Source organism: Streptomyces sp. NPDC001315 (assembly GCF_042896175.1).
GTDB lineage: Bacteria > Actinomycetota > Actinomycetes > Streptomycetales > Streptomycetaceae > Streptomyces.
Genome location: NZ_JBIAWZ010000006.1, coordinates 135821 through 153771, shown reverse-complemented (window position 1 = coordinate 153771; position 17951 = coordinate 135821). Strand labels below are relative to the sequence as shown.

17 protein-coding genes and 1 pseudogene are annotated in these 17951 nt (G+C 69.9%); 14 read left to right on the top strand and 4 right to left on the bottom strand.

Annotation, left to right across the window (positions count from 1 at the left end):
• Positions 1-172: 172 nt before the first annotated feature.
• From ACFY16_RS19360 to ACFY16_RS19345, 4 genes are read right to left on the bottom strand one after another with little or no spacing between them, the layout of a single operon-like run.
• Positions 173-1204, bottom strand: a complete 1032-nt coding sequence (locus tag ACFY16_RS19360; protein ID WP_390648337.1) for a LacI family DNA-binding transcriptional regulator — start codon at positions 1202-1204, stop codon at positions 173-175.
• Positions 1201-2106 carry a carbohydrate ABC transporter permease gene (locus ACFY16_RS19355; RefSeq protein WP_390648336.1) on the bottom strand — a complete coding sequence of 302 codons (906 nt, stop codon included), beginning with the start codon at positions 2104-2106 and terminating at the stop codon, positions 1201-1203. The genes ACFY16_RS19360 and ACFY16_RS19355 overlap by 4 nt, the downstream gene beginning before the upstream one ends.
• A complete protein-coding gene (locus ACFY16_RS19350) occupies positions 2103-3029 on the bottom strand; it encodes a carbohydrate ABC transporter permease (protein ID WP_390648335.1) in 927 nt (308 codons plus the stop codon). The genes ACFY16_RS19355 and ACFY16_RS19350 overlap by 4 nt, the downstream gene beginning before the upstream one ends.
• Positions 3026-4345 (bottom strand): ABC transporter substrate-binding protein, encoded by a 1320-nt coding sequence (locus ACFY16_RS19345; protein ID WP_390648334.1) that lies wholly within the window; start codon positions 4343-4345, stop codon positions 3026-3028. Before ACFY16_RS19345 ends, ACFY16_RS19350 begins: the two co-directional genes overlap by 4 nt.
• Before the next feature lie 238 nt (positions 4346-4583).
• Between ACFY16_RS19345 and ACFY16_RS19340 the strand changes: the two genes are divergently transcribed.
• From ACFY16_RS19340 to ACFY16_RS19275, 14 genes and pseudogenes are all read left to right on the top strand, one after another.
• Positions 4584-6605, top strand: a complete 2022-nt coding sequence (locus tag ACFY16_RS19340; protein ID WP_390648333.1) for a beta-galactosidase — start codon at positions 4584-4586, stop codon at positions 6603-6605.
• Between the two features lie 122 nt (positions 6606-6727).
• Entirely contained in the window at positions 6728-8287 is a 1560-nt protein-coding gene (locus tag ACFY16_RS19335; protein ID WP_390648332.1) for a glycosyl hydrolase 53 family protein, read from the top strand.
• A 194-nt stretch (positions 8288-8481) separates the two neighbouring features.
• Positions 8482-8769: an ArsR family transcriptional regulator gene (locus tag ACFY16_RS19330; RefSeq protein WP_390648331.1), complete on the top strand. Its 288-nt coding sequence runs from the start codon at positions 8482-8484 to the stop codon at positions 8767-8769.
• 42 nt (positions 8770-8811) lie between these two features.
• Positions 8812-9778 (top strand): annotated as a pseudogene (locus ACFY16_RS19325) (SMP-30/gluconolactonase/LRE family protein).
• 75 nt (positions 9779-9853) lie between these two features.
• A complete protein-coding gene (crcB, locus tag ACFY16_RS19320) occupies positions 9854-10309 on the top strand; it encodes a fluoride efflux transporter CrcB (RefSeq protein WP_390648330.1) in 456 nt (151 codons plus the stop codon).
• On the top strand, positions 10306-10686 hold the full coding sequence (locus ACFY16_RS19315) for a DUF190 domain-containing protein (RefSeq protein ID WP_390648329.1): 381 nt from the start codon (positions 10306-10308) through the stop codon (positions 10684-10686). Before crcB (ACFY16_RS19320) ends, ACFY16_RS19315 begins: the two co-directional genes overlap by 4 nt.
• A complete protein-coding gene (gene crcB, locus ACFY16_RS19310) occupies positions 10683-11057 on the top strand; it encodes a fluoride efflux transporter CrcB (RefSeq protein ID WP_390648328.1) in 375 nt (124 codons plus the stop codon). Before ACFY16_RS19315 ends, crcB (ACFY16_RS19310) begins: the two co-directional genes overlap by 4 nt.
• Positions 11058-11141: 84 nt before the next feature.
• Positions 11142-11978 carry an undecaprenyl-diphosphate phosphatase gene (locus tag ACFY16_RS19305; RefSeq protein ID WP_390648327.1) on the top strand — a complete coding sequence of 279 codons (837 nt, stop codon included), beginning with the start codon at positions 11142-11144 and terminating at the stop codon, positions 11976-11978.
• A 165-nt stretch (positions 11979-12143) separates the two neighbouring features.
• On the top strand, positions 12144-12821 hold the full coding sequence (locus tag ACFY16_RS19300) for a FadR/GntR family transcriptional regulator (RefSeq protein WP_390648606.1): 678 nt from the start codon (positions 12144-12146) through the stop codon (positions 12819-12821).
• The gene (locus ACFY16_RS19295; protein WP_390648326.1) at positions 12818-14257 is read left to right on the top strand and encodes an amino acid permease; all 1440 of its coding nucleotides are present in this window, start codon (positions 12818-12820) and stop codon (positions 14255-14257) included. The genes ACFY16_RS19300 and ACFY16_RS19295 overlap by 4 nt, the downstream gene beginning before the upstream one ends.
• 44 nt (positions 14258-14301) lie before the next feature.
• The gene (locus ACFY16_RS19290; RefSeq protein WP_390648325.1) at positions 14302-15324 is read left to right on the top strand and encodes an asparaginase; all 1023 of its coding nucleotides are present in this window, start codon (positions 14302-14304) and stop codon (positions 15322-15324) included.
• 89 nt (positions 15325-15413) lie between these two features.
• Positions 15414-15545 (top strand): hypothetical protein, encoded by a 132-nt coding sequence (locus tag ACFY16_RS19285; protein ID WP_390648324.1) that lies wholly within the window; start codon positions 15414-15416, stop codon positions 15543-15545.
• 18 nt (positions 15546-15563) lie between these two features.
• Positions 15564-16976: an aspartate ammonia-lyase gene (gene aspA, locus ACFY16_RS19280; RefSeq protein WP_390648323.1), complete on the top strand. Its 1413-nt coding sequence runs from the start codon at positions 15564-15566 to the stop codon at positions 16974-16976.
• Between the two features lie 47 nt (positions 16977-17023).
• On the top strand, positions 17024-17950 hold the full coding sequence (locus tag ACFY16_RS19275; RefSeq protein WP_390648322.1) for a glutaminase: 927 nt from the start codon (positions 17024-17026) through the stop codon (positions 17948-17950).
• The last annotated feature ends 1 nt before the right edge of the window (position 17951 follow it).

Genomic DNA, 17951 nt, shown 5'->3' with positions numbered 1-17951 from the left:
CCTGAGCGAGGCCACGGTGACGTCCCACGTGGCCCGGATCTCCGCCGAGCCGGCGCTCCGCGACCGCGGCCGGGCCGTCGTCCTCGTGTATGAGACGGGACCGGTCGGACCGGGGAACGCCGAGGGCGCGGGCGGGTCACCCGACCGGTGACCCGCCCGCGCCCTCGGACGCTCACGTCGACTCGCGCTTGACCAGCTCGGTCGGCAGGATCACCGCCGCCGGGTCCTCTCCGCCGATCTGCGCCAGCAACACCCGCACCATCTCGTTGCTGATGCGGTCCCACGGCTGGCGGATGGTGGTGAGGGCGGGGCTGGCCGCCGTCGCCGCGGGCGAGTCGTCGAAGCCGCCGACAGCGATGTCCTCCGGAACCCGCCGACCGGCCCGCTGCAGCGCGGCCAGCACACCCTGCGCCATCAGGTCGGAGGCGACGAACACGGCGTCCATGTCAGGGGCCCGCGCGAGCAGCCGCTCGGCGCCCGCGTCGCCGCTGGCCCGGCTGTAGTCGCCGGAGACGACGAGCCGTTCGTCGAAGGCGACGCCCGCCTCGGCGAGCATCTCCTTGTAACCGGCGAGGCGCTCCACACCGCCGGGGGTGTCGAGCGGACCTGTGACCACGCCGATCCGGCGGCGGCCCAGCGACAGCAGATGGCGCACCATGTCCCGGGCGCCGTCCCGGTCGGCGGCGGCCACGTAGCTCACCTTGGAGCCGAGTCCGATCGGCTTGCCGCACGCGACCAGCGGTACGCCCGCCTCGCACAGCTCCTCCGCCACGGGGTCCCCGGAGTGGTTGGAGACCAGCAGCACCCCGTCGACGTGACCGGCCGTGATGTACCGCGCTATGCGCCGTCGTTCGTCCTCGGTACCCGCCAGCATCAGCAGCAGCGGGATGTCGTGCGCGGCCAGCGCCTGCGTGCAACCGCGCAACAGGATGTTGAAGTTGGGGTCCTCGAAGAACCTCTCCTGAGGCTCCGTCAACAGGAAGCCGACCGAGTCCGAACGCCCGGTGATGAGGGAACGGGCGTGCCGGTTGACGACGTAACCCGTCTTGCGGATGGCGGCGTTGACCGCCTCCTGTGCGGTGGGGCTGACGTAGTGGCCGCCGTTGAGCACGCGCGAGACGGTGCCTCGTGAGACCCCTGCCTCGCGGGCCACGTCATGGATGGTCGGCGGCTTCCGTCGGCCCCCCGCATTGTTCATGGTCATGACTTTACGGCCCCGGACAGCAGATCGAGGCTCCAGAACCGTTGAATGACCAGGAAGAGCGCGACCAGCGGGATCACCGCCAGGAAGGCACCTGTGATCACTAGCGTGTACAGGGCGGGCGTGTTCGCCCCCTGCTCCAGCAGCGTGTACAGGCCCACCGTGATCGGGAACTTCTCGTCGTCGCTGAGCATGATGTACGGCAGCAGGAAGTTGTTCCACACCGCCACGAACTGGAACAGGAACACCGTCACCATTCCGGGCACCATCATCGGCAGTGCGACGCGGGTGAAGATCCGCCACTCGCTCGCGCCGTCCATCCGCCCGGCCTCGACCACGTCGGCGGGGACCGCGGCCGCGGCGTAGATCCGCGACAGGTAGACGCCGTACGGGGAGAGGATCTGCGGCAGCAGCACGGACAGGTAGGAGTCCGTGAGGTTCGCCTTCGCCAGCAGCAGGTACTGCGGGATGGCGAGGATCACCGGCGGCATCAGCACGCCCGCCAGCAGGATGTTGAAGAACGTCTCCCGGCCGCGGAAGCGGTAGGTGGCCAGCGCGTAGCCGCTGAACGCCGAGACGGCCGTCGACACCAGGGCGCCCAGGCCGGCGTACAGGGCGGAGTTGCCCATCCACTTCCAGTAGACCCCGTCGCGGTAGGCGTTGAGGTCCTTGATGTTGTCGGCGAAGCCGCTGCCCGGCAGGAAGGTGAACGTGGAGAACAGCTCGTGGCCGGACTTGGTGGACGCGATCACCACCCACGCCACCGGGAGCAGGCAGTAGAGCGCGCCCAGCAGCAGCGTGACCGTCGGGACCAGCGCGATCCGGCGGCGCAGCGGCGGGCCCTGGGGGGTGCCCGGTGTGGTGCCGGCGGCCGGAGCAGCCTTGCGGACGGCAAGAGAACTCATCGTGCTGCCTCCTGCTTGTTGCGGCGGTTCGCGGCCCGCAGGAACCCGAAGGACAGGACGAGCGTGACGAGGGCGATCAGGGTCGCCTCGGCGGCGGCCGCGTAGATGTCACCCTTGCCGAAGGCGTCCTGGTACACCTTCATCAGCGGGCTCCAGGTGGTGGGCAAGGAGTTGGTGAGCGGCTTCAGGGTGGTCGGCTCGTTGAACACCTGGAGCGTCGCGATGATCGAGAAGAAGAAGGTCAGCACCAGCGAGGGCGCCACCATCGGGATCTTGATCTTCAGCGCGATCTGCAGCGGGGTGGCGCCGTCCAGCTTGGCCGCCTCGTACACCTCGGCCGGGATGGCCTGCAACGCGGTGTAGATGACGATCATGTTGAAGCCGGTGCCGCCCCAGACCGCGATGTTCGACAGGGCGAGGTACAGCGGACCGCCGTCCAGCAGGTCCGGCTGCGGCAGGCCCAGCTTCTCGAGCACGAAGTAGAAGGGGCTCACGTCCGGCAGGTACAGGAAGCCCCACAGCAGCGCGGCGACGACGCCGGGGATGGCGTACGGCAGGAAGATCGCGAGCCGGGTGAACGGGGCGAGCCGCACCTTGTCGGTGTCGAGCATCAGTGCGAACAGCAGGGCGAGCCCGAGCATCACCGGTACGACGATGCAGCCGTAGCCGAGCACGTGCAGCGCGCCGCTCAGCAGTTCGTTGTCGGTGAGGGCGTCGGTGTAGTTCTCCACACCGGCCCAGACCTCCTCGCGGGCACCCGACCCCAGGCCGAGCCCGGAGACGTGCACCTTGCGGAAGCTGAGCCAGACCGCGTACCCGATGGGCAGCGCGAAGAACAGGCAGAAGAGGATCGTCGCGGGGAGGAGGAAGGCGTACGGGGCCCCCTTGACCCCGTACGGCTTCCGGCGTGCCGGGCTTGTCACTGAGCGACCCCGAAGCCCTGCTTCTTGAGGTCGGCCACCGTGTCGTCCTGCATCGTGTTCAGGGCGGCGACGAAGTCCGACTTGTCCTTCGCGGCGGTGGCGAAGGCGTCCTTGAAGGACGTGTAGGCCACGTTCACGTTCGGGCCCCACGCGGAGGCCGCGGTGGTCTCGGCGATCTTGGCGGCCTGGGTGTAGAAGTCGGCCTGGTTGGAGAAGTAGTCCGGCGGCGTGAGGAAGGCGCCGCTGAGCTGGGCGGACGTGGCGGCCGGGTAGATGCCGCTCTCCTTCGCCAGCGCGTTCAGCGCCTCCTTGTCGGTGTTCAGCCACGCGGCGAACTCGGCGGCGGCCGCCTCGTGCTTGGAGTCCGTGGTGACGGCGGTGGAGGAGCCGCCCCAGCTGCCGGTGACGTTCTCGCTCGCGGACCACTGGGGGAGCGGGGCCATGGCCCACTTGCCCTTGGTGTCGGGCGCCGCCGTGGTCAGCGTGCCCGGCGCCCACACGGCGCTGACCCAGGCGATCTGCTTGCCCGTGTCCAGCGCCTTGTTCCAGGCCGGGGTGTACATCGGCTGGTTGTCGATGACGCCCTCCTTGACGAGGCCGCCCCAGAACTTGGCGACCTTCTGGGTCGCCGCGTCGTTGATGCCGACCTTCCACTTGTCGCCGGATGTCGTCCACCACTTGGCGCCGGCCTGCTGGGCGAGGCCCGCGAAAAGACCGGAGTCATTGGCGGAGAAGGTGGTCAGATCCGTGTCGGGAGACACCTTCTTCAGCTTGCGCGCCGTCTCGGCGAACTGGTCCCAGGTCGTGGGAACCGTCAGCTTGTACTTCTTGAACAGGTCCTCGCGGTAGTAGAACATCATCGGCCCGATGTCCTGCGGGACCGCGTAGACCGCGTCCGTGCCCAGCGTGGTCTGCTGCCAGACGCCGTCGGCGAACTCCGACTTGGCGTCGCCCACGTTCTTCGATATGTCGGCGAGCGCGTCATTGCTGACCAGCGTCGGCAGCGCCTGGTACTCGGCCTGCACCAGGTCCGGCGCCTGCTTGGCCTTGTGCGCGGTGAGGATCTTGGTGACCAGCGTGTCGCCGGACGCCTGCTTCTTCACCGTGACGCTGATCTGGTTTTTCTTGCCCTGACCCTTGTTCCACAGGTCGACGACCTTGTCCATGCCGGGCGTCCAGGTCCAGTACGTCAGCGACACCGGCCCCGATTCGGCGTCGCTGTCGTCGTCGGACGAGCCGCAAGCGGCGAGGGCGGTCGCGCCGAGGGTGACGGCGACGGCGGTTGCCACGAGGCGACGGCGCTTCGTGTTCGGCATGGATCTCTCCCCTGACCTGAGGCCCCCACCCTGATGCGGGGGCCTGCCTGCTCCTGTGAGCGTTCACATGACCTGGATCCTCGCAAGCCGCGAGTCCTTGTCCTGCTCTGTGAGCGTTCACAGTAGAGAAACATCCTGGACACTTGTCAATGGTTGTTGCTGTGCGGTTATGTTGGCCTCGCGCCGCCAGCAGTGTGTGTGCACGTTCCCAAATGATCGATTTAGCGGGAGAGACCCAATGCCGGACACCACCCCCAGGGGCCTCACCAGGCTCGCCTTCGGCGGGGACTACAACCCGGAGCAGTGGCCGGAATCCGTCTGGCAGGAGGACGTACGGCTCATGCGGGAGGCCGGCGTCACCATGGTGAGCGTCGGAATCTTCTCCTGGGCGCTCCTGGAGCCCTCACCAGGGGCGTACGATTTCGGCTGGCTCGACCGGCTCCTCGACCTGCTGCACGAGAACGGCATACGTGTCGACCTGGGCACACCGACCGTGGTGCCGCCCGTCTGGTTCTACCGAGCGCACCCCGACGCGCTGCCCGTGACCGCGGACGGCACGCGCTACGAGTTCGGCTCGCGCGGCGCCATCTGTCACAGCAACGCCGACTACCGTGCCGCCGCCGCCAGCATCACCACCCGGCTCGCCGAGCGCTACGGCAACCACCCGGCCCTGGCGATGTGGCACGTGCACAACGAGTACGGCGTCCCCGTCTCGGCCTGCTACTGCGAGTCCTGCGCCGCGCACTTCCGGCGCTGGCTGGCAACCTCGTACGGGACCGTCGACGCGGTCAACCAGGCATGGGGCACCGCCTTCTGGGGCCAGCGCTACAGCGGCTTCGACGACATCAACCCGCCCCGTCAGGCCCCGACGGTCGGCAACCCGGGCCAGGCGCTGGACTACAAGCGCTTCGCCGACGCCACGATGCGCGAGAACTTCGTCATGGAGCGGGACATCCTGCACCGCCTGTCGCCGGGCGTCCCGGTCACCACGAACTTCATGACGGCCCTCAGCCAGTGCGACTCGGTCGACTACTGGGCCTGGGGCCGCGAGGTCGACATCGTCTCCAACGACCACTACCTGATCACCGACGGCCGCCGCACCCACGTCAACCTCGCGATGGCCGCGGACCTCACCCGCTCCGTCGCCGACGGCGCCCCCTGGCTGCTCCTCGAGCACTCCACCTCGGGCGTCAACTGGCAGGCCCGCAACCCCGCCAAGGCCCCGGGCCAGATGGCCCGCAACTCCCTCGCCCACGTGGCACGCGGCTCCGAGGGCGCCATGTTCTTCCAGTGGCGGCAGTCGCGGCGCGGCGCCGAGAAGTTCCACTCCGCGATGGTGCCGCACGGCGGCACCGACACGCGCGTGTGGCGCGAGGTCGTCGAGCTCGGCGCCTCTCTCGACGCGTTGAGCCAGATCCGCGGCACCCGCACCCGGGCCGACGTCGCCGTCCTGTGGGACTGGCACTCCTGGTGGGCCCAGAACCTCCAGTGGCGCCCCAGCGAGGACCACGACCCGCGCGAGCGCGCCGACGCCTTCTACGAGGCCCTCTACGACCGCCACCTCACGGTCGACTTCGCCCACCCGGAAGCCGACTTGTCGGCGTATCCCCTTGTCGTCGTACCCGCGCTCTACCTGATGACGGAGGCGGCCGGCAGCAACCTCAAGGAGTACGTCGAGAACGGCGGCACCCTCGTCGTGTCGTACTTCTCCGGCATCGTCGACGAGCACGACGCGGTCCACGAGGGCGCCTACCCGGGCGCGCTGCGTGACGTCCTCGGCCTGACCGTGGAGGAGTTCTCGCCCCTCCTGTCCGGCGAGTCGGTGCGCGTCACCGGCCCCGACGGCTTCGAACTCGGCGGCGACGTCTGGACGGAGTTCGTGGTGCCGCGCGGCGCCGAGACGGTGCTGACATACGCCGACGGCCTGCCCGCCGGGCGCCCGGCCGTCACCAGGCACCGCCTCGGCGAGGGCACCGCCTGGTACGTCTCCACCCGCCTGGGTCGCGAGGGCCTCGACGCGCTGCTGGGCTGGGCCGCCGAGGACGCGCGCGTCGCCCCGCGCGCCGAACTACCCCACGACGTCGAGGTCGTGCGCCGCACCGGCGAGTCGGGCAGCTACCTGTTCGCGATCAACCACACCGCCACGGACGCCAAGGTGCCGCTGGAGGCGCACGGCACCGAGCTGCTCACGGGCGAACGCGCCGCCGGCCGCCTCGCGGTCCCGGCCGGAGCCGTCCGGGTCGTACGACTCGACGGCTGAGCCGACTCCCCTCCGCCCGCGCGAGCCGCGAGCCGCGGGCGGAGGGGCTCGCGCCCCCATCCCCGTTGCACCACCCCCGGGGGCGCTTCAACCCCACCACGTCGAAGGGACGACGGACGAAGATGTTCCATCCCAGACGCACCATCAGGGCCCTGCTGCTGCCGCTCGTCGCCGGGCTCGCCCTCACCGCGCTGCCCGCCCAGACCGCACAGGCCGCAAGCACCCTCACCAACGGCGGTTTCGAGACCGACGGTTCGGGCGTGGCCACGCCCAGCGGGTGGTCGGAGTACGGCGACACCGGTGCCTCGTACGTCGAGTCCGGTGGCCGTAGCGGGAGTTACCGCCTGAGCCAGTACTCGTCCGCCGCCTACAAGGTGGAGACGTACCAGTACCTCTCCGGGCTCACCAACGGGAACTACACCCTCACCGCCTGGGTCCGTTCGGGCGGCGGCCAGAACTCCGCGTACATGGCCCTGAAGAACTGCGGCAGCTCCGAGCAGCGCACCGATCTGCCGGTCTCGTCCAGCAGCTGGGTCCGTATCGTCACGTCCATCAATGTGACGAACAACCAGTGCACGATCAGCATCAACAGTGACGCGAACGCGGGCAACTGGATCAACGTTGACGACCTGACCTTCACGTCCGGTACGACCGGTCTGTCGATCAAGGGGGCCGACATCTCGTCCCTCGCCAAGAGCGAGGCCCTCGGCGGGGTCTACAAGACCAGCTCCGGCACCACCGGCGACGCGCTCGCCATCCTGAAGTCCGCCGGCATGAACTACGCGCGCCTGAAGGTCTGGGTGAATCCGGCCGACGGCTACAACAACCAGACGCGCGTGCTGGCCATGGCCAAGCGCATCAAGGCGCAGGGCATGAAGCTGCTGGTGGACTTCCACTACTCGGACACCTGGGCCGACCCGGGCAAGCAGACCAAGCCGGCCGCCTGGTCAGGGCACTCGTACAGTCAACTGAAGACCGACGTGTACAACCACACGTACGACGTGTTGAACGCGTTGAAGGCGCAGGGCACGACGGCCGACATGGTGCAGGTGGGCAATGAGATCAACGGTGGCATGCTGTGGTCCGAGGGTTCGACCGACAACTGGTCGCAGCTCGCCGGCCTGATCAACTCCGGTTACAGCGCGGCCAAGGCGGTCTCCTCCAGCACACAGGTCGCGCTGCACCTGGCCAACGCCGGTGACGACGCCACCGTCCGCTGGTGGTTCGACAACGCGAAGACGTACGGCATCAACTACGACGTGATCGGCCTGTCGTACTACGGCTACTGGCACGGCACGCTCGCCGCGGCGCAGACCACCCTCGACGACGTCGCCTCGCGCTACGGCAAGCCCGTCTTCATCGCCGAGACGGCCTACCCCTTCCGTCTCGACAGCGACGACTCGCTCACCAACCAGATCGACACCACCGGTGAGCTGGTCTCCGGCTACCCGGCGACGGCGGCCGGCCAGCTGGCCTGGATGAACAGCGTCGCCAACATCGTGGAGGCCGTCCCGAACGGCCGTGGCCTCGGCGTCTTCTACTGGGAGGCGACCTGGACCGCGGTCACCGGCAACGGCTGGGACCCGACCGACGCCACCTCCGGCAACGGCTGGGAGAACCAGGCCCTGTTCGGCTACGACGACAAGGCGCTCTCGTCGATGTCGTGGTTCAGCCACCGCTGAGTGCGTGACGAGGGGCCCGGCCGCGTCGGTGCGGCCGGGCCCCTCTGCGTGTCGTCACCGGGCCCACTGGAACCCGCCGCCTCGTAAGGGAGTTCGATATCGGTCAACACGGGACATGTCCCGGACGGCGCGGTCCGGACTGCGCGACAGTGGGAAGACTCGCTACGAGGAGGCTCGGAGACGAAGGAGACGAGATGCTGAGGGCTCCGGTCGGTGACAGGCGTCTGGACATCCTGGAGTGGCTCAAGGATCCCGCCGCGCACTTTCCCCCACAACGGCACGCCGACCTCGTCGAGGACGGCGTCACCGCCGCCACCGTCGCCGCGAAGCTCGGCGTGCGCCGCTCGGTCGCCGACACCCACCTGGGCCTCCTGGCCGGCATCGGCCTGCTGCGCACCAAGCGGATACGGCGCCGCACCTACTACCGGCGTGACGAGGTGCGGATCGCGGAGGTGGCGCGGTTGTTCGAGAAAGGGTGGTAGACGGTCGGTCACCACCGTCACGAGCACGAAGGACAAACGCCCATGGACCGTCCCACGCCACTCGTCCCGATCCGTTACGTCGCCCTCGGCGGCCACGGCCCGGAGGACGTCGTGACCGACACCCGCGGCCGTGTCCTGACCGGCGTGGAGGACGGCCGCATCCTGCGCCTCGAGGGGCCGACCGGCCCCGCGCCGGCCCGCGTCGAGGTCCTCGCCGAGACCGGCGGCCGGCCCCTCGGCCTCGAACTCCTGCCGGACGGCTCCCTGCTGGTCTGCGACGCGGAACGCGGACTGCTGCGCATCGACCTCGACGACGGCGCCGTACGCATCCTCGCCGACTCGGTGGCGGGGGAGCGGCTGCGGTTCTGCAGCAATGTCGTCGCCGTGCCCGACGGTGCCGTCTACTTCACCGTCTCCAGCCGCCGCTATCCCCTCCGCCAGTGGATCGGTGACCTGGTCGAACACACCGGCACGGGACGGCTGTTGCGCCTCGCCCCCGGCAGCGGGACGCCCGAAGTGCTGCTGGAGGGGCTGCAGTTCGCCAACGGACTCGCCCCCGGCGCCGACGGCAGCTTCCTGGTGATCGCCGAGACCGGGGCAGGCCGGCTCACCCGCTACTGGCTCACCGGACCGAAGGCCGGCCGGGCCGAGCCCTTCGCGGAGAACCTGCCGGGCATGCCCGACAACATCTGGCGCGGCGGACCCGACGGTCCGATCTGGGTCGCGCTGGCGGGTCCGCGCGTCCCCGCGCTGGACCTGCTCCACCGCGCCGCACCGGCCGTACGCCACGCGGCGGCCGGCGTGGCCGTACGCGTCCCCTTCCGCCCGACCGGGACGGCGGGCGTCCTCGCCGTGGACGACGACGGCCGGGTGCGTGCTGCACCATCTCGCCCGCCACCACTCCGGGTTCCGCATGGTCACCAGCGTGTGCGAGTCCGGTGGTCACCTGATCCTCGGGAGTCTGTGGGAGCGGGGCGTCGCGGTGTGCGAGGCGCCCACCCTCGAGTGAGCCCGGCGTTACCCTGTTGACCGGCCGTGATCACCGCTCGTGGTGCGGTGAAAGGCCAGGCAGGAGACGCACGACATGTCAGCCCCGGAAGCCGAGAGCATCCGCACCTCCGCCCCACGGCAGCCCGCCCGGCGCGGGCAGCTCCCCGTGGTCGCGGTGGTCGCCCTCGGTGGCGCCCTCGGTGCCACGGCCCGGTACGCGGCCTCGCTGTGGTGGCCCGCCCGGACCGGCGGCTTCCCCTGGACGATCTTCTGGGTCAACGTCACCGGCTGCGCGGTGATCGGTGTGTTCCTGGTGCTCGTCACCGAGGCGTGGACCGCTCACCGGCTGGTGCGCCCGTTCTTCGGCACCGGTGTGCTCGGCGGCTTCACCACCTTCTCGACGTACGCCGTCGACATCCAGAGGCTGCTCGACGCGGGCCACCCGGGCACGGCGCTGGCCTATCTCGCCGCGACCCTGGTCGCGGCGCTCTCGGCGGTGTGGCTCGCCGCGACGGCGACCCGCCGCGTCCTGACCTGGAGGCAGCGATGACGAGGCTGACCGGCAGCGCCCTGCGCGTGACCGTCTTCGTCGGCGAGAACGACATCTGGCACCACAAGCCCCTGTACACGGAGATCGTCCACCGCGCGCACCGGGCGGGCCTGGCGGGCGCCAGCGTCTTCCGGGGCATCGAGGGCTTCGGTGCGTCCTCCCTGATCCACACCTCCAGGCTGCTGTCCCTGAGCGAGGACCTCCCGGTGGCGATCGTGATCGTCGACACCGAGGAGCGCGTACGGGGCTTCCTGCCGCAGCTCGACGAACTGGTCACCGAGGGACTCGTGATTCTCGACGACTGCGAAGTGATCAGGTATGTCGGACGCGACGAGAAGTCCGGCAAAACGGGCGTGAAGGGTAAGAAGTCGTTGTGAACTGGGCGCTGGTCGTCATCGGAGGCATGGTGGGTGCCCCGCTGCGCTATCTGACCGACCGGGCGGTGCAGTCCCGGCACGATTCGGTCTTCCCCTGGGGCACCTTCGTGGTCAATGTCACCGGCTGTCTGATCCTGGGCCTTCTGACCGGCGCGGTGGCGGCCGGCGTCGCCGGGTCCCACCTGCAGTTGCTGCTGGGCACCGGCCTGTGCGGGGCCCTGACGACGTACTCGACGTTCTCGTACGAGACACTGCGGCTGACCGAGACCGGCGCGGGCCTCTACGCCGCCGCCAACGTCGCCGCGAGCGTGGCGGCGGGCCTCGGTGCGGCATTCGCCGGAGTGTGGATTGCCCAAGCTTTGTGGTCGTAGACGGTCGGAATCGGTCGGACGGCATCCCCACACGTAGTAAGACTGTCTACAGCACTGTCGACCAACTCCTCAGAACTGGATTCCATGAGTGTCATCTCCGTCGGCCAAGCCGTCGTCCTAGGAGCCGTCGAGGGAGTGACCGAGTTCCTCCCCGTCTCCTCCACCGGCCACCTGAAGATCACCGAGGGGCTGATGGGCATCCCCGTCGACGACGACGCCGTCGTCGGGTTCTCGGCCGTCATCCAGGTCGGCGCGATCGCCGCCGTGCTCGTGTACTTCTTCAAGGACATCGTGCGGATCGTCTCCGCGTGGGGCCGGGGTCTGACCAACCGGGAGGAGCGGTACCACCACGACTACAAGTTCGCCTGGTGGGTCATCTACGCCACCATTCCGATCGTCGCCGTGGGCCTGGCCGCCAAGTCGCTCATCGAGGGGCCGCTCGCCTCGCTGTGGGTGGTCGCGGGCTCGCTGATCGTCGGCAGCGGCGTGATGTGGGCGGCGGACCAGATGGGCCGCCACAAGCGCGGTGAGGACGACACCTCGTTCAAGGACGCGATGCTGGTCGGCAGCTCCCAGATCCTCGCGCTGCTCTTCCCCGGCTTCTCGCGCTCCGGCGCAACGATGTCCACCGCGCTCATCCTCGACCTGGACCGGGTGGCCGCCACCCGCCTGTCGTTCTTCCTCGGCATCCCCGCCCTCACCGGCGCCGGCCTGTACGAACTGAAGGACGCCCTGGGCACGGGCGTGGGCGCGGCCCCTCTGGCCGTCGGTACCCTCGTCTCCTTCGTGGTCGCCTACGGCTCCATCGCCTGGCTGCTGAAGTTCGTCGCCAAGCACTCCTTCAACGCCTTCGTGATCTACCGGATCGTCGTCGGCGTGGGGCTCTTCGGCCTGCTCGCCACGGGCGTCCTCGACAGCTGAGCAGCCTGACGCGACGCGGGGTGTGAAGCAGGTATTCAGGCTTCACACCCCGTGAATTTATTTTTTCGCTCCCCTTGACAGCCCCCTCCCGCCACCCGCAGGATCGCTCCCGTGAACCTGTCAGACAGCCAGACAGGTGGTTCGATACCGCGGCGCGTCAGCGCCATGGAAGCGGTGCTCGGCCACCTCCGCGGCGCCATCGAGCGCGGCGAGTACGCGATCGGCGACAAGCTCCCCTCCGAGGCGGAGCTGTGCCGCACCCTCGAGGTCTCCCGGCCGGTCCTGCGGGAGGCCCTGCGCGCCCTGCAGACGATGGGCCTGACGGTCTCCAGGACCGGCAAGGGCACCTTCGTGGTCGCGAACGCCGTCGAGGACCCCACCTTCGGCGACTACGCGGCCAGCGACCTGCTGGAGGTGCGCCGCCACGTCGAGATCCCGGTCGCCGGGTACGCGGCGCTGCGCCGCACCTCGGAGAACCTCGACCACCTTGCGTACCTGCTGGACCGCATGGAGCGGGAGACGGACACCACCGCGTGGGTCGCGATGGACACCCTCTTCCACCTGGCCGTGGCCGAGGCCGCCCAGAACCCGGTCTTCCGCCGGGTCATCGAGGAGATCCGCGACGCACTGGCGCGTCAGTCGGCGTTCCTCAACGAGCTGGGCGGGCGGCGGGAACAGTCCAACCGCGAGCACCGCGCCATCGTCGAGGCGCTGATCGACGGTTCCGAACACGACGCGGTGGAGGCCATGTCCCACCACCTCGACCGCGTCGAGACCACCCTCACCGACATCGTGCGCCCCGCGCGCGCGGACACCCCCACGGAAGGCGGACCCGAGGCGTGAGCGAGCAGCACCTCAAAGACGAGACGCGCCCATCGTCCGGACACACCGACGCCGGAGACGAGGGCTACAGCAAGTCCCTCAAGTCCCGCCACGTCAACATGATCGCCATCGGCGGCGCCATCGGCACCGGCCTCTTCCTCGGCGCCGGCGGCCGTCTCGCCGACGCGGGCCCGTCCCTGTTCATCGCGTACGCCGTCTGTGGCGTCTTCGCCTTCCTCGTCGTGCGCGCGCTCGGCGAACTCGTGCTGTACCGCCCGTCCTCCGGTGCCTTCGTGTCGTACGCCCGGGAGTTCCTCGGCGAGAAGGGCGCGTACACCGCGGGCTGGATGTACTTCCTGAACTGGGCCACCACCGGTATCGCCGACATCACCGCGGTGGCCACGTACACGCACTACTGGGGCATGTTCTCCGACATCCCGCAGTGGGTGATCGCGCTGATAGCCCTGGCCGTGGTCCTCACCGTGAACCTGATCTCGGTGAAGATCTTCGGCGAACTGGAGTTCTGGTTCGCCATCGTCAAGGTCAGCGCGCTGGTGGTCTTCATGTGCATCGGCATCTTCCTGCTGGTCACCCAGCACCCGGTGGACGGCGCGACCCCGGGCCCGTCCCTGATCACCGACAACGGCGGCATCTTCCCCAACGGCCTGCTGCCCATGCTGCTGATCATCCAGGGCGTCGTCTTCGCCTACGCCTCCGTCGAACTGGTCGGCGTCGCGGCCGGTGAGACCGAGAACCCCGAGAAGATCATGCCGAAGGCGATCAACTCGATCATGTGGCGCGTAGGCCTGTTCTACGTCGGCTCGGTCGTCCTGCTGTCGATGCTGCTGCCCTGGAACAAGTACACCGGCGGCGAAAGCCCCTTCGTCACCGTGCTGTCCAACGTCGGCATCCCGGCGGCGGGCGGCGTGATGAACCTGGTCGTGCTCACCGCGGCCATGTCCTCGCTCAACTCCGGCCTGTACTCCACCGGCCGCATCCTGCGCTCCATGGCCGTCAACGGCTCCGCGCCCGAGTTCACGGCGCGGATGAGCCGCAGCCAGGTCCCCTACGGCGGCATCCTGCTCACCAGCGGCATCTGCGTCCTCGGCGTCGGCCTCAACTTCGTGGTTCCCGCCGACGCGTTCGAGATCGTCCTGAACTTCGCCGCGATCGGCATCCTCGCCACCTGGGGCATGATCATGCTCTGTCACCTGCTCTTCTGGCAGAAGACCCAGAAGGGCGAACTGACCCGCCCCGGCTACCGACTGCCGGGCTCCCCCTGGACCGAACTCGTGACGATGGCCTTCCTCGCCTCCGTCCTGGTCCTCATGTACGCCGACGGCGGCGCCGGACGCACCACCGTGCTGTGCCTGCCGCTGATCGTCGCGGCGCTGGTCGCGGGCTGGTACGCCGTCCGTGGCCGCATCGCGCGCATCTCCTCCAAGGCCGACGCGTGACCCGCGTGCCGGTCCCCACCCACCCACCAGTGATCCAGGCAGTGATGTACAGCAGTTCCCTCGCGGACGCACCCGCGGTCCGTGAACCCCTCCACGCTCCCGTCGCCCACCTCATACGCGGCGGGGTGATCGAGGGCATCCACTACGGCTCCGTCGTCGTCCTCGGCGCCGACGGCGAGGTCGACTTCCAGCTCGGCGACATCGAGGCCGCCTTCTATCCGCGCTCGGCGCTCAAGCCCGTCCAGGCGGTCGCCATGGCGCGGGCCGGGCTCCCGCTCGACGGCGACCTGCTCTCCCTGACCGCCGCCAGCCACTCCGGCGAGGAGCACCACCTCGCCGGCACCCGGCGGATCCTCGAACTCGCCGGTGTCACCGAGGACGACCTGCGCAACGTTCCCGACCTGCCGTACGACCCGGTCGTCCGGGACGCCTGGGTGCGGGACGGCCGCCTGCCCTCCCGGCTCGCCCAGAACTGCTCCGGCAAGCACGCGGCCATGCTGTACACCTGCAAGCTCAACGGCTGGCCCCTGGAGAACTACCTCGACCCCGCCCACCCGCTCCAGACGGCCATCGCGGAGATCGTCGAGGACCTGACCGGGCAGCACATCGCCCAGGTGACCGTCGACGGCTGCGGCGCCCCGCTGTTCGCCGTCTCCCTGCACGGCCTCGCCCGTGCCGCCGCCCGTATCACCACCGCCGCCCCCGGCACCCCGGAGGCACGCGTGGCCGACGCGATGCGCGAGCACGCCGAGATGGCCTCCGGCTCCGGCCGGGACGTGGCAGCGCTGATGCGGGCCGTGCCCGGTCTGCTCGCCAAGGACGGCTTCGAGGGCGTCCAAGTAGCCGCCCTGCCCGACGGCCGGGCCATCGCCGTGAAGATCGCCGACGGCGCCGACCGGGCGCGCATCCCGGTCGCCGCGGCGGCCCTGGCCCGGGCCGGTGTCGCCCCGGAGGCGCTCGCCGAGTTCGCGGGCGAGCCGTTGCTCGGGGGCGGTCGGCCGGTCGGCAGCGTCCGGCCGGTGCGCGCTCTCGATCCGCTCACGCGGCCCTCGCACACCCACGTCTGAGAGAGGGCGCGCACCCGCACGTCGCCGCCCCGCCGGGCCGGGGCCATGAAGATCGCCGACGGTGCGAACCGGGCGAACGTCCCGGTCGCGTGGCCGCCGCGGCCCGGCCCGGCATCGCCCCGGCGGCGCTCGCGGACCTCGCGGGCGAGCCGCCGCTCGGCAGCGTCCGGCCGGTGCGTGCCCTCGATCCGCTCACGCAGCCCCCGTACACCCACGTCTGAGAGAAGGCCCGCACAGCCATGACCGCCGCAGCCACCCGCAGCGAGCACGACCTGCTCGGCGACCGTGACGTCCCCGCCGAGGCGTACTGGGGCATCCACACCCTGCGCGCCACGGAGAACTTCCCCATCACCGGCACCGCGATCTCCGCCTACCCGCACCTGATCGATGCCCTCGCCGCAGTCAAGGAGGCCGCCGCCCTCGCCAACGAGGGACTCGGGCTGCTGGAGCCCGAGAAGGCCGCCGCCATCGTCGCCGCCTGCCGGGAGATCCGCGACGGCGAGCTGCACGACCAGTTCGTCGTCGACGTGATCCAGGGCGGCGCCGGCACCTCGACCAACATGAACGCCAACGAGGTCGTCGCCAACCGGGCGCTGGAGCTGCTGGGCCACGAGAAGGGCCAGTACGCCCATCTGCACCCCAACGAGGACGTCAACCTCGGCCAGTCCACCAACGACGTCTACCCGACCGCCGTCAAGGTCGCGACGGTGTTCGCGGTGCGCGGTCTGCTCAAGGCCATGGCGGTGCTCCAGGACGCCTTCGCCCGCAAGGCCGTCGAGTTCCGCGACGTACTGAAGATGGGCCGTACGCAGCTCCAGGACGCCGTGCCGATGACGCTCGGCCAGGAGTTCTCGGCGTTCGCCGTCATGCTCGACGAGGACCGCAGCCGGCTCGCGGAGGCCGTCGAGCTGATCCACGAGATCAACCTGGGCGCCACCGCGATCGGCACGGGCCTCAACGCCCCCGCCGGATACGCCGAGTCGGCCCGCCGTCACCTCGCCGAGATCACCGGACTGCCGCTGGTCACCGCCGCCAACCTCGTCGAGGCCACCCAGGACTGCGGCGCGTTCGTCCAGATGTCCGGCGTGCTCAAGCGGATCGCCGTCAAGCTCTCCAAGAGCTGCAACGACCTGCGCCTGCTGTCCTCCGGGCCGCGCGCCGGCCTCGGCGAGATCAACCTGCCGCCGGTGCAGGCCGGTTCGAGCATCATGCCCGGCAAGGTCAACCCGGTGATCCCCGAGGTCGTCAACCAGGTCGCGTTCGAGGTGATCGGCAACGACGTCACCATCACCATGGCCGCCGAGGCCGGACAGCTCCAGCTCAACGCCTTCGAGCCGATCATTTTGCACTCCCTGTCCGAGAGCATCACCCACCTGCGGACCGCCTGCCTCACCCTCGCCGAGCGCTGCGTGGTCGGCATCACCGCCAACACGGAGGTGCTGCGGGCGACCGTCGAGAACTCCATCGGCCTGGTCACCGCCCTCAACCCGCACATCGGCTACACCGCCGCCACCGACATCGCCAAGGAGGCCCTCGCCAGCGGCCGCGGAGTCGCCGAACTCGTCCTGGAGAAGGGCCTGCTGCCGGCCGAGCGGCTCGCCGCGCTGCTCCGGCCCGAGGTCGTCGCGGGCAGCGGCGTGCCCGTGGTCTGAACCAGCGGGGGACGCGCCAGGACCGGCCCGGAGGCAGAATAGTGATCATGACAACGTCGTCCCTCACGTTCCAGCCGGTCCTGGAGCGCATCGCCGACGAGATCGGACGGACCCCCGGCAGTGGCCGGCCCGCCGACTACATCCCGGCGCTCGCCGCCCGCGACCCGCGCAGTTTCGGCATGGCCGTCGCGGAGCTGGACGGCACGGTGTACGGCGTGGGGGACTGGCGCCGGCCGTTCTCCACGCAGTCCGTCACCAAGGTCTTCACCCTCGCCCTCGACCTGGCCCGCGAGGGCGACGCCCTGTGGGAGCACGTGGGCCGCGAGCCCTCCGGCAACCCGTTCAACTCCCTGGTGCAGCTGGAGTACGAGCACGGCATCCCGCGCAACCCGTTCATCAACGCCGGCGCGCTCGTCGTCACCGACCGCCTGCACACCCGTACCGGCGACGCGGCGGGCGAACTGCTCGCCTTCCTGCGCGCCGAGAGCGGCAACCCGGCCCTCGACTTCGACGCGGAGGTCGCCGCCTCCGAGTCCGCCCACGGCGATCGCAACGCGGCCCTCGCGCATTTCATGGCGTCCTACAACAACATCGACAACCCCGTACCGGTCCTGCTGGACCAGTACTTCCGCCAGTGCTCCATCACGGCGTCCTGCGCCGACCTCGCCCTCGCCACCGGCTTCCTGGCCCGCCACGGCATCCGCGCCGACGGCACCCGGCTGCTCACCCGCAGCCAGGCGAAACAGGTCAACGCGGTGATGCTGACCTGCGGCACCTACGACGCGGCGGGCGACTTCGCCTACCGCGTGGGCCTGCCCGGCAAGAGCGGGGTCGGAGGCGGGATCATCGCGGTCGTGCCGGGCCGGTGCACGCTGTGCGTGTGGAGTCCGGGCCTGGACGACCGCGGCAACTCGGTGGCGGGCGTCGCGGCCCTGGACCGCTTCACGACGCTGACCGGACTGTCGGTCTTCTGAC